At 46.3% G+C, this 11851-nt stretch carries 10 protein-coding genes; 2 read left to right on the forward strand and 8 right to left on the reverse strand.

The genetic code is table 11. The features are described 5' to 3' along the window. Positions 1-20: 20 nt before the first annotated feature. Complete coding sequence (locus JO375_RS11035; RefSeq protein WP_229524514.1) at positions 21-1577, reverse strand: GH25 family lysozyme; 1557 nt, start codon at positions 1575-1577, stop codon at positions 21-23. Between the two features lie 236 nt (positions 1578-1813). Next, positions 1814-2839: a YeiH family protein gene (locus tag JO375_RS11040; protein ID WP_229524515.1), complete on the reverse strand. Its 1026-nt coding sequence runs from the start codon at positions 2837-2839 to the stop codon at positions 1814-1816. A gap of 118 nt (positions 2840-2957) precedes the next feature. Between JO375_RS11040 and JO375_RS11045 the strand changes: the two genes are divergently transcribed. Continuing rightward, complete coding sequence (locus JO375_RS11045) at positions 2958-3845, forward strand: LysR family transcriptional regulator (RefSeq protein ID WP_229524516.1); 888 nt, start codon at positions 2958-2960, stop codon at positions 3843-3845. Between the two features lie 381 nt (positions 3846-4226). Here the strand turns inward: JO375_RS11045 and JO375_RS11050 are convergent, their stop codons facing one another. From JO375_RS11050 to JO375_RS11075, 6 genes are all read right to left on the reverse strand, one after another. Further along, on the reverse strand, positions 4227-5198 hold the full coding sequence (locus tag JO375_RS11050) for a pectinesterase family protein (protein WP_229524517.1): 972 nt from the start codon (positions 5196-5198) through the stop codon (positions 4227-4229). A gap of 24 nt (positions 5199-5222) precedes the next feature. Then, the gene (locus JO375_RS11055; RefSeq protein WP_229524518.1) at positions 5223-6107 is read right to left on the reverse strand and encodes a dienelactone hydrolase family protein; all 885 of its coding nucleotides are present in this window, start codon (positions 6105-6107) and stop codon (positions 5223-5225) included. Positions 6108-6131: 24 nt separating this feature from the next. Then, positions 6132-7493: a glycoside hydrolase family 28 protein gene (locus JO375_RS11060; protein WP_229524519.1), complete on the reverse strand. Its 1362-nt coding sequence runs from the start codon at positions 7491-7493 to the stop codon at positions 6132-6134. A gap of 65 nt (positions 7494-7558) precedes the next feature. Then, on the reverse strand, positions 7559-9079 hold the full coding sequence (locus tag JO375_RS11065) for an extracellular solute-binding protein (RefSeq protein WP_229524520.1): 1521 nt from the start codon (positions 9077-9079) through the stop codon (positions 7559-7561). Positions 9080-9106: 27 nt separating this feature from the next. Continuing rightward, positions 9107-9730 (reverse strand): YesL family protein, encoded by a 624-nt coding sequence (locus JO375_RS11070; RefSeq protein ID WP_322098722.1) that lies wholly within the window; start codon positions 9728-9730, stop codon positions 9107-9109. Positions 9731-9751: 21 nt separating this feature from the next. Further along, positions 9752-10669, reverse strand: coding sequence for an ABC transporter permease (locus JO375_RS11075; protein ID WP_229524522.1), 918 nt, complete (start codon positions 10667-10669; stop codon positions 9752-9754). 310 nt (positions 10670-10979) lie between these two features. On the opposite strand from JO375_RS11075, the gene JO375_RS11080 reads away from it, so the two are divergent. Next, the gene (locus tag JO375_RS11080; protein WP_229524783.1) at positions 10980-11822 is read left to right on the forward strand and encodes a carbohydrate ABC transporter permease; all 843 of its coding nucleotides are present in this window, start codon (positions 10980-10982) and stop codon (positions 11820-11822) included. Positions 11823-11851: the final 29 nt, after the last annotated feature.

An 11851-nucleotide genomic window follows, 5' to 3' on the forward strand; every position in this document is an offset into this window, starting at 1 on the left:
ATTTATTGTGATGCATCCTGTTATTCAAGTTCTGCCGCCAGTGAAGCACGCAGTTCATCTATCGTTCCGTTATATTCATCCAAATCCACTGCACCATTAATACCCGGAACACTTCCGGTGCTGCTGTATTGCCAAGCCCACCAGCTGTTCCAGGCTGGAACTGCCGTTGGCTTTTGAGTAGTGCTGTATCTGGCTACCCAAAGTTTATACACAGAAAATGTAGGGTCAAACTTGGAGGCAAACACATTGCCCGTATATACAATGGGCTGACGTCCGGTAAGCCTCTTCACTTCATCCAAAAATGCATGAGCCACTTCATTAATTTGTACTGTACTTATACCTTTGGGATTATTCTCATAATCCATCACAAGCGGCAGATCCAGCCGGCCCCCTGCTGATTCTATAGCTCTGGCAAAATTAGCAGCTTCCTGACGTGCTCCATCTACAGTAGTCGCGTTCAAAAAGTGATAAGCGCCAACCAATATGTTGGCATCTCTGGCTCCCTGGACATTCACTAAAAATTGATTATCTTGATATTTTGTCCCTTCCGTTGCTTTAATAAAAGCGAAAGTCTTGCCTGACGCCGCCACTTGCTGCCAATCGATACTGCCATTATAGTGGGAGACGTCAATTCCCTGTGCATGACCGTTAGAAGCAATGGTTGGCTCAGCAGGCGAAGTAGATGTAACAGGCTCGGTAGGTGTAGGTGCCGTTTCATCTGATTTCTGATCCAATGCTATAACAACCTTACCGTCATCGGCATTCTGTACATGATAAGAGGTGCTGCTATTCAGATCGATCACAATACGTACTGAAGCCGGGCTTGTACTAAAGATAGAGTATCTGACCTGTGTCACATCCGGATCATCGGTGACTGAAAAAGCTCCTTGTCCGCCTCTATCCAATGGTTGAGATGATAGAAAATCATTAGAAAGTTTGGCATCAGGAATGTCTGCGACAATACGGTCTGCGTTAGTTAACGTAGTTACTTTGGGGGTTACTTTTCCATTCACCGCAATGGTTAGCTGATGATTAGTGAAGCTGATTTGGCTAATCACCGCACCTGTACTCTCCTCTGCATTCGCAGCAGTCTGAGTGGCGGAGCTGCCGCGCGAAGACTCGCTTTTTCCGCTAGAAGTAGATGGAGTAGTCAGGAGCACAGTTTTAAGCTCATTGTTCCAGGTCACACCCAACCCGGTCTGTTCAGATACAAAACGAAGCGGAACATAAGTCGTCCCTCCCGTCAGCAGCGGGGCTACGGCCAATCCCATTTGCTGACCGTTAACAGTGGCGATGGGGTTGTTCACCTGAAGACTGAGATTCTGATTCTTATTTTGATTCTTTATCGTTACAGTACCTGTCTTGGCTTCCCAATTGACCTTATAGCCTAATTCCTCCACAATGAGACGCAGAGGGACCAGCACATTACCTTTTACTTCCTGAATCTGTGCTCCCTTGGCGGCGCCTATATCTTTGCCATCCAACTGTATATGCGCACTTGAAGATGCAGCCTGACTTTCTCCCTGAAATGCAAGCAGAAACAAAAACAAAAAAGCAAACCAACGAATATTCTTCATATGTACCCTACCATTCTCTAAATTTTCGCTTATCATTCTATAATCTATGATCCTTCGACTCTTTTATTTGGATAGACGCGAACAGGAGATAAAAAGTTACGATTAGTTTAGCATATATTTCAGACTTACTCATTCACTATACTAAAAAAACGCCGCCTGCAATACAGCAGGCAGCGTCCTATCGGCTTTTTTACTAGCATTTAGAGTACATAAAAATAAAGATTCTCCCTCTTAAATCACACGGTGAAAAAGGTGACGCCTGCAAGGATGATCGAAGTGACAGACAGCACCAGCAAGGGAAGCAGTGCTTTCTCCCGCAAAGCCTTGAAGCTTACATTCAGCCCCATGCCCACCATAGCCATCGTGAGCATAAATGTAGTAGCCTGAGAAAGCCCGTTCATCAGACTGGAAGGAACTGCTATATATTTCCCGAAAACATAGCTGCCCAGCATGCTTGTAACGATAAAGCCAATGAGGAACCAGGGAAACGCCACTTTTGCATCCGGGCGGAGTTTTCCCGTGCATTTCATCCAGTACATTAAAATAAAGCTGAGTGGTATTAGCAAAAACACACGCCCCAGTTTGGCTAATAAAGCCACTGCAAGAGCATTCTGTCCGGCAGGAGCCGCAGCCAGGGCCACATGCGCAATTTCATGCAAGCTGCTGCCTGACCAGACGCCGTATTGCATATCCGTCAAAGGAACCCAGGGGCGTAGTACTGTAAATAAAATAGAAAAGACGGTTCCAACCAAGGCGATGAGCCCAACTCCAATGGCCGTATCCTCATCTTTGGATTTCAGCAGGGGAGAAACAGCCGCAATGGCTGCTGCACCGCATACTCCTGTGCCAATACCGAGAAGAAGCGACAGGGAAGCATCCGCCTTAAAGCGTTTGGCCAGCCCAATCGTAAGCAGAATCGCAAATACAACAATGCCTGCATCACGCAGGAGCAGCCCCAGCCCTTGATGAAGAATAACATCCATATTGAGCTTCAGCCCATAGAGTACAATAGCTCCTCGCAGCAATTGTTTGGCCGAAATCTCTACCCCCGGGCGCACAGCTTCAGGATAGCCCCACAGCTGCCGGTACAAGACAGCGAGAAACATGGCGCAAGCCAATGGGCCTACATAATGAAAGCCTGGCAATTCATTCAGCGCGTATCCCGCCAACGCGAATATCATCGTTAACACGATGCCTAATACACATCGGATATATCGCTCCCTATTGGATAATAAATTGATCTGTTTTGAATGACTGTTCAAGGTGACTCCCTCCAATTCTACATGCATCCAGCTTAATATGTATTTTGTCATAAGAAAAATAATTCATTATAATAATGATAATAAGCAAATACTTATAATGAACTTGGAGGGATAGGCTATGGATCCATCTTTTATCGTATTTGTTATGGTTGCGGAGAAGCAAAACTTCACACGAGCTGCCGAAGCATTACATATGACCCAGCCTGCTGTAAGCCAATATATTCAAACACTGGAACGAACCGTTGGAGCCCGTCTGCTGGAACGAAGCAACAAATATGTACGTTTAACCAAAGCCGGTGAAATTGTGTATCATCATACCCAGGAGATGATCCGCCTGAACACCCAAATGCAATATTTGGTAGACGAGCTGATGAATAAAGCACAAGGAAGCCTGTCTATCGGTGCAAGCTACACATATGGCGAGTATGTCCTGCCACATATGATTGGCAAGATGAGAATGAAATATCCGCTCATTCAGCCCTCCATTACGATAGGCAATACCCAGGAAATCGAAAGACTGGTGCTCCGTAATCAACTGGATGTAGGAATCATTGAGTGGGAATTTCAGCATGACCATTTATATATTGAATCATTTGCTGATGATGAAATGTATATTGTCGCTCCGCAAAATCACCGGCTGGCAGGCAAACCTCAACTGGATTTAAGCGAGCTGCAGGAGGACATCTGGATTCTGCGGGAGGAAGGCTCTGGAACCCGGGAAGCGGCTGAAAAAATGTTTGCAAGATTTCAGTTTTCCCCTTCTCATGTAATGGATTTTGGCAGCACACAAATTATCAAGGAGTCTATAGAAGCAGGCCTGGGCATTTCGTTGTTGTCCCAATGGGCGATTCAAAAGGAACTTGCTTTGGGGACATTAAAAATATTAGAAATTCGTAATCTCCCGGTCATTCGGAAATTTTCTTTTCTGACCCCTTCTGCCGTATTCGAGACAAAAGCGACCAGCGTCTTTCTGGAGATTTTGCGAGAATATAGCGTGAAAGAGTAAACACATAAAAAACAAAAAAGCACCGGTGAAGATGCTTTAACAATTTAACTACCGCATCATGTCGGTTATACATCATGACTGTCAATGATTCGTTTTTTATATCCCGTTTTACAGCTCATTTTAGGAGGACAGATGATCTTTTCTATAATACCGGAAATGGGAGAAATCAACATGGCTGCCTTGAAATTGTTGCATATCGTGAGCGGCAATGCCTACAAATTTTCCCCCTGAAGCCTGATCACTTGCGGGATCAGCGTAAAAGAACATCCTTGAACGGGCGTTTGGTGCTTTTTACATCCGTATAGAGCAGATAAAAAAGGTTATCCGCGTAGCTCAGGCTGCGGCGCCCAAATGCTGCAATTCTTCGGATTACCTCTCAAGTCAACCTGATCTGTCAAAAGATCTCCAAAATGCAACCCCATCAAAAACCTGCTCCTTGCTCCACGCTTCTGTCCCTGCTTCAAAACAATCCGCCCACGGAACGCGCTGGCCGCGTAGCAAATCGGCCTCGGAACCACCGTATTCCTGATAACAAACGGTAGTCTCGTTGTCAGGATTACCCCAATTGTCCCAGCCGCGTGGATCAATGTGCTCGCCCATTTTACAATCGACAAACACCGTTTTGGCATACTCACGCCACGGACGGCCCAAAAATACCGGGGTCATGTTCGGCTCGCCGGTTAAATAGCAGCGGTAGAATACATAGCCATACGCTTGCCCTTGCGGTGTAGAGGCGGCTGTGACATAACTCGTTTCGTTCTTATGATGGCGCAAACTGTGAATTTCGCAGTCCTCAAAATAAGCGGTAGTCCCGCCAAAAATAAAGTCCACCGTCCCCTCCATATAGCAATGCTGATAGAGCTGGCGATAGTGAGCGTGATGCTCTTTTAAAGGGATTCCGCCAAACTTCAATCGCTCCTTCGGAGCCGGGGGCAGGGGACCCGTAAATAACGTATCCTGGTGCCCTTTAAAGGTGCAGTTTCTAAACACCGTTTTATCACAGTGAGCATACACGGCAACCGCCTGCCCAATGGCTTCTCCCTGTCCAGCCGTGTTGGAAATCGTGAGATTTTCCAGGATCAGATGGCTGCCCCCTAAAAATAAAGTGGGTGTCGCAAAAGTCCCGATCTCCTCCCCTGCTTCATCCCGCTCCTTGGCATACCGGTGCATACGAATATCAACCTGCCCAATACCTATGATATGCAGGTATGAACGGTAAATCCGTACCTCTTCCTCATAGGTACCCGATAAAATAGTCAGCATTGCCATTTCGTTGGAAGGCGACTGCTCCAGTACATCAATCGCCTCCTGAATCGTATGAAAATCACAGAAGGACTCTTTTCCTACCAGCATGGTTACCCGATCCTTTCATTCCATTTACAAGTGTTCAGCTAAAAATGCCTGCCACGCCCTTCGCATTTCCAACGTCTCCATATGTCCGCCGCCTGCAATGACAGGCTGCCAATGCTCCGGGTGACCTGCTTCTCGGTAAGCTTCCTGTAGCCCTTTTGCCAAATGCTCGACCCCTTCAATCGGGCACATCCGATCATTTCGGCCCGTTATGCTCATACGTGGGCGGGGCACAATCCGCTTTTGAATATCGAGGGTCGTAAAATGCTTCAACAGACCTGGAACATAGGAATAGAAGCCATGATGGTCCAGGCCTCTTTTGGCGATCAGCGTATGGGCATCGACCTGTCCGCAAATATCAATAGTGACCTGTATCCGCTCATCCAGGGCGGCCAGCCACCACGCCATCAATCCCCCCATTGACATGCCAATCGTCGCGATGCGGGAAGCATCAATATCCTCACGCTGGCACATATAATCCAATAAACGACGGTTATCGTACAGCATCATGCCCCACAGCACTTGCCCTTGCCAGAGCATTTCCTTGACCAGCTCACTCTCGGTTTTGCCTCCGCGTTCATTGAATCCCCACATATCAATGGAACACACACAGTACCCCATCCCTGCCAGGACTGATGCAAACGAGGGCTGCTGCAAATAAGAGCTGCTATAGATCAATTCCTTGCGTCCGTTCGTATAATTGCCCCCATGCGAATGGTTGAAAATGACCAATGGAAACGGACCATCCCCCTGTAAAGGGGTAGCCACATAAGCGGGTACAGGCTCGACCCCGTTCATATCTAGCAGGAGACATTCCAGCCGATATCCCTCCTTTTCCTCTTGCTTTAGCAAAGTTGCTGTCACAGGACGATCTTCCGGGAGGTCTCCTAACAATGCTTGCAGCCTATCCACGTTTTTCCTCCTTTCAGCTCCTGTCTAGTTCAAAATATTTTGGCTGGAGGGCGCTACCGTTACTTGTTCGATCAGCTTTTCGGGCCGGGCTGTATTTTTCGAATGACAACGGTTGATCTCAACGTCATCCCCATTTTCAATATAGAAGGCAGGACCCTCATGATTCTCAATTGTCACCTGCTGGAAACGGATGTCTTTCACATTTCCCAGATTAAAGCCGCGATTATTCATGTCCTCAATTCCTGTCATCATGGCAGGGCGGCCGGGAATCGCATTTTTCGCCATGGAAATATCGATATTGGAAAATGTAATTTCAGAAATGTATTGTTCTGCAAGTCCGTATAGGAACCCGGCAGCTGCATGAACCTGACGTGCTGTAATATCGGCAAAATGGATGCGTCTAAAGCACGGGGTTTCATCGGTAACCGGATAGGGATTTTTGTCCCAGACATATTTGTCTTTCCCCCGGGGCCCGCAGAAATAATACAGGTTCAGAATAAACGGACAAATGACCTCTTCCATTACAATATTGCTGACGCGAATATCCTCGATGATTCCTCCGCGTCCTCGTCTGGATTTCAAGCGGATGCCCCGATCTGTTTGCTTGAACACACAGTTGCTGATCGTCACATTGCGAATATCTCCGCTCATTTCACTTCCCAGCACGACGCCACCATGGCCATGCACCATCGTACAATTGGTAATCGTAATATTTTCACATGGAATCCGCTCCTGCGTATCTTCGGTTCCTGCTTTGATCGCAATACAATCATCGCCCACATCAATATTGCAATTGCTGATACGCACGTTGGAACAGGATTCGGGATTAATGCCATCGGTATTAGGGGAGTCCGCCGGGTTAAGAATAGACAAGTTGTCAATCGTGACGTTGTAGCAGGCGATAGGGTTTACAGTCCAGCTCGGGGAATTTTTCATGGCAACATCTTTAATCGTGACCCGCTGACAACGGTCAAAGCTGATTAATTTCGGTCTGGGATACTGCAATTCCTCCGGGTGGTTCCGGTGCTTTTCCCACCACGGTTGACCATTTCCATCCAGGGTTCCGCTGCCTGTAATTGAAATATTTTCGAGGTTATGCCCGTAAATACACGAAGCATGTACTTCCCGCTGAACCCCTTCCCATCGGGATTCCACCACAGGATAGTCCGCCGGATTTGTGCTGAAAGAAAGAATGGCCCCAGGGCTTAAATGCAGTTCAATGTTGCTTTTAAGGATAATAGCCCCTGTCCGGTATGTACCGGAAGGAATAACAACCGTTCCTCCCCCGGCATGGCTGGCTGCAGCAATGGCCTCTGCAATCGCTGTTGTTGCCAGCGTCGTACCATCCTGCGGGGCCCCATAATCAATAATGTTATATGCTTGCATGTCGTCCTCTCCTGTCTTCATTTTTTGTGAATACGAAAATATTTATAGATGTTCAACCTATATCCTTATTTTTTCGTATTCTTATATGCTTCCTCATACTCAGCGGTTATTCGTGCCCCACCGGATTTCTTCCAATTTTCTACAGCTGCTTTAAACCCGGCTTCATCTGTTTCACCCATTATAAATTTGAAGGAGGCGTCGGTAATGATTTTCTCCAGCTCTGTTCCTTGTTCATTGGCCGTGACTGAATCCAGCGGCACCGTTGGATCCAGCACAGCAAATTTACTATTTTCCCGAACTAATTGGTTAGCCAATTCCTTTTCCGGATTGGCATCTTTTAGGTTATAGGTCACTTCACTTGGTCTGGAGCTTGAAAACGGCTGAACGTCCGCCTGCCACAAATCTGTATTCATAATTTTGAAGGCCCCGTCCTTGTCGAGCTTATAGTGTGTGCCTTCAATTCCGCCGGTCATATACATATATACATCCTTGTCAATCAGGTCATCTACAAATTGCAGCAGTCTTTTAAGCTCAGCTTCCGTCTTCACTTCAGATTTAGGGAATGCCAGCAGACCTCCTACCCCGCTTCCCTCAGACCATACGTGGTATTTGCCATCTCCGTTCGAAATTTTGTTTACGGGTACCAGCTTCAATCCCTTCTGCAATCCCTGGGACAATGTTCTGAGGTTGGCGATATCGATCATGCCTGTATAGATACCTGCTTTCCCTTGAGCAAATTGCTGCTGCTGGTCCGTTTTGGCGGTGACAGCGAAGTCTTTGGAAAGATATCCGTTTTCGTATAGCTTATGGGAATACTTTAAGGTTTCCATATATTGCGGAGTATCAAATTCCGGCGTAAACTTTCCGGTTTCATCTACTTTCCAGCCATTGGGTGTACCAAAGTAGGAGCTTAACGTTTTGAAGCTGCTGTAGCGCAGATCGGATCTGTCAACAAACCCGGTCGTATCATTTTTGCCATTGCCATCCGGATCATCCTCTGTAAACGCTCTCGCAACTTCATACAGCTCATCCAGTGTCGTCGGTACCTTCAGACCTAAGCGGTCCAGCCAGTCCTGACGAATCACCAGCCCCGCCCGGGCCAGGTTCTTCTGGAACGGAACTCCATACAGCACACCTTCAATGGAAGCGGCCTCCCGCACTTCTGGTGGAATCTTTTTCAAATTTCCATAATCATCCAAATACTTTCCTACATCCCAGAATAGCCCCGATTTTAAAGAACTCCGTACTGAAGAGTTTGTCAACATCGTCAAAGTCACCATATCAGCCAATTCACCGGAAGCCAGGGCCGTCGTAATTCTCTCTTCTTTGGAAGCATCCGGCACCCAGTTGAAGGTGATTTTGGAATTGGTGTATTCTTCGATTTTACTTTTAATCGTTTCTGTCGGCGGAGAAGCTGTGTGCAATACATTTAACCAGGTAAATTCCAGTCTCGATTTCGGATTATAGGTCTGGCTGCCTTGATCCTCTGCCCCCTTGTCACCGCAAGCAGCTAAAAAGACACTCATGACCATAAGCACAGCCAGTAGGCCTGATACGCTTTTTTTCATCTTGATTCCCTTTTTCATCGTGTTTGCTCCTTTTCTTATTCATATTTATGCCATATCTTCCTCTTTTACCAGAACCTCTCGCTCTATTTTGCTGAACACCTGATGTGTCATCCACATCACGAGATAACCGAGGATACTCACTCCGGCAAAAGTCAGAATTCCGGGGTACAAGCCGAAAATCAAGGCAAAAAGCACGACAATGGCTACAAAAAGAACAAGTGTATATTGTAAATAGGAAAATCCAATGACGATCGACATTTTGATTTTCAGTTTGATGCCTTTCCAGTCATAGTGAGCCAGCAACGGGAAAATGTAAGTCAAGGAGATGAGATACAACAAGGCTCCAATCAGCGTCACGACACGAACATGCCAGGATGAGACATTGACTATATCCACGTAGAGCACGTAGCCCACAAGGCTGTACAGTCCGCCAATCATCGCTGCTTCTTTAAAGCTCTCTCTGAAGTAGCGTATAAATGTTGAGAAAATGGCTACTTCCTCATTGCCGCGAATCCACTGCCTTAAAATACTAAGCATAGCGACCGTTGCAGGCCCGACGCCGATCAAGCCCAAGCCCAGGATCGTCGCAACTGTCCATAGCAGGTTAAGGTAAACCAGCCGGAGCAGGCGCATGCACCATTTGTTCATGTTTTCTACAAACCGTACCATTTTGCATCCTTCCCGTCGTCATTAGTAAACGCCGTCTTCGCCAAATTTCTTGGCCAGCCGATTGGAGAACATAATCAGAATTAATCCTACGACCCCTTTAAACAGTCCGACCGTCGTACTGAAGCTCAATTGTCCATTCTTTAAGCCGGCGGTATAGATATAGGTATCAAAAATCTCGGCAACCTCACGGTTTAATGAGTTCAAGAGCAAATACATATGCTCAAAGCCCAAATCCAGCGTGCTGCCGATTTTCAAGATGAGCAGCGTAATAATGACCGGGCGGATCGCAGGCAGGGTGACATGCCATGTTTTTCTCAAGCGGCTTGCGCCATCCATCTCTGCCGCCTCGTACAATTGCGTGTCGACCACTGTGATTGCCGATAAATAAATGATGGTAGACCAGCCGAGTTCCTTCCAGATGACTTGCCCCATATAGACGGTTCGCAGCCATTCCGGAGAAGTCAAGAAGCTGATTTTCTCCCCGCCCAGCGCGGCAATCATTTCATTCAGCACCCCGCCGTCGACCGTAAGAAATACATAAGAAATTGAGACAATGATAACCCATGACATAAAGTGCGGGATGTAAATAATGGTCTGAATAATGTTTTTAAAAAACAGCTTCCGGACCTCATTCAGCATCAGTGCCAAAATGATGGGTAATGGGAAAAAGATAACAATGTTCAACGCGAATAAAATAAGTGTATTGCGCAATAGCATGAAAAACGTGGGCTCGGTAAATAAACGGTTAAAATGTTTCATTCCTACCCACGGACTGCCCGTGATCCCCTGAAAGGCCTGGTAATCCTGAAACGCAATGACCAAGCCGCCCATGGGAAAGTACTTAAAAATAATGAAGTAAACCAGCCCGGGCAAAACCATCAGATACAGCAGCATGTATTTTTGCATACGTAAAAGGTTTTCCGTCGTTCTTTTGTTCATTAACTCGACCTCCTTGAAACGTTCCTGTATACGCTTTCAAGAGTACGTGATTTTCGGCATTCCGCATATAATCACCAAATGATAGCGTTTTCAAATTTGTGTGTACAGCCTGCTTTTCACGCTATTCATCTTACCTAATGATTACTACATAACTTAATGATTACTCTCTTTTTTCCACATTTGGCTAACATCTCAAGATTTGATTATATACGGAATTTCTTCCTCTTGATAAGGTTTACATGTAAACGATTACGAGGAGGTCAATCACTTGGCGCAAAAATTACGAAAAAAAGAATCGCTGGGCAGTCGTATGTTCAACATTATAAACAGTACACTATTGGTTCTCATTGCCCTCACTTGTCTCTTGCCTTTTTTGAATATCATCGCCAGCTCTTTTGCCTCAACCGAGGAAGTGGTAGCCAAAAAATTCATTCTATTCCCTGTTACATTTTCTTTGGATGCTTATCGCTACATTCTGTCAACTCCGACGATTTTCAAAGGGCTCGGAGTTTCGGTCGGCGTAACCATCGTCGGTACAGTCGTAAGTATGATTTTTACCGCTTTTATGGCCTATGGATTATCCCGAAAATACCTGCTTGGCCGAAATACCATTAACTTCATTGTTGTGTTTTCGATGCTGTTTAGCGGGGGGATGATTCCGACATTCCTGGTTGTAAAAAGCATGGGGCTCATCAATTCGTATTGGTCCTTGATTCTTCCCGTCGCCATTAATGCATTAAACCTGATTATCATGCGCAACTTTTTTCAGGCTTTGCCGGATGATTTGGAGGAATCCGCCAAAATGGACGGGTGTAACGATGTTGGTATCTTCTTTAAAATCATGCTGCCGCTCGCCTTGCCTTCTATTGCAACCATTTCCCTTTTCTACGCGGTAGCATACTGGAATACGTATATGCATGCGATTTTGTATATCAATGACTCTGCTAAATGGCCAATCCAAGTCTTGCTCCGCCAAATTGTAATCGTTTCCAGCGGTATGCAGGCAGAAGGAACCGCGGTTGATGTCATCCCGCCTGCGCAGACGATTAAGATGGCGGTCATTGTCATTGCAACCGTGCCTATGCTAATCGTGTATCCATTTGTACAAAAGCACTTTGTTAAAGGGGCTTTGTTAGGGGCGGTAAAAGGATAAGTTGCCTCCGGCTTGTGCCGCTGCTCCGG

Origin of the sequence: Paenibacillus farraposensis, from assembly GCF_020736845.1 — a bacterium.
In the GTDB taxonomy this organism is placed as follows: domain Bacteria; phylum Bacillota; class Bacilli; order Paenibacillales; family Paenibacillaceae; genus Paenibacillus; species Paenibacillus farraposensis.

Excerpts from the sequence above, each read along its gene's own strand:
- JO375_RS11065 (WP_229524520.1), bottom strand. The coding sequence starts at position 9,079 with ATGAAAAAGGGAATCAAGATGAAAAAAAGCGTATCAGGCCTACTGGCT.
- JO375_RS11050 (WP_229524517.1), bottom strand. The coding sequence starts at position 5,198 with ATGCTGGTAGGAAAAGAGTCCTTCTGTGATTTTCATACGATTCAGGAG.
- JO375_RS11045 (WP_229524516.1), top strand. The coding sequence starts at position 2,958 with ATGGATCCATCTTTTATCGTATTTGTTATGGTTGCGGAGAAGCAAAAC.
- JO375_RS11075 (WP_229524522.1), bottom strand. The coding sequence starts at position 10,669 with ATGAACAAAAGAACGACGGAAAACCTTTTACGTATGCAAAAATACATG.
- JO375_RS11070 (WP_322098722.1), bottom strand. The coding sequence starts at position 9,730 with ATGGTACGGTTTGTAGAAAACATGAACAAATGGTGCATGCGCCTGCTC.
- JO375_RS11035 (WP_229524514.1), bottom strand. The coding sequence starts at position 1,577 with ATGAAGAATATTCGTTGGTTTGCTTTTTTGTTTTTGTTTCTGCTTGCA.
- JO375_RS11060 (WP_229524519.1), bottom strand. The coding sequence starts at position 7,493 with ATGCAAGCATATAACATTATTGATTATGGGGCCCCGCAGGATGGTACG.
- JO375_RS11080 (WP_229524783.1), top strand. The coding sequence starts at position 10,980 with ATGTTCAACATTATAAACAGTACACTATTGGTTCTCATTGCCCTCACT.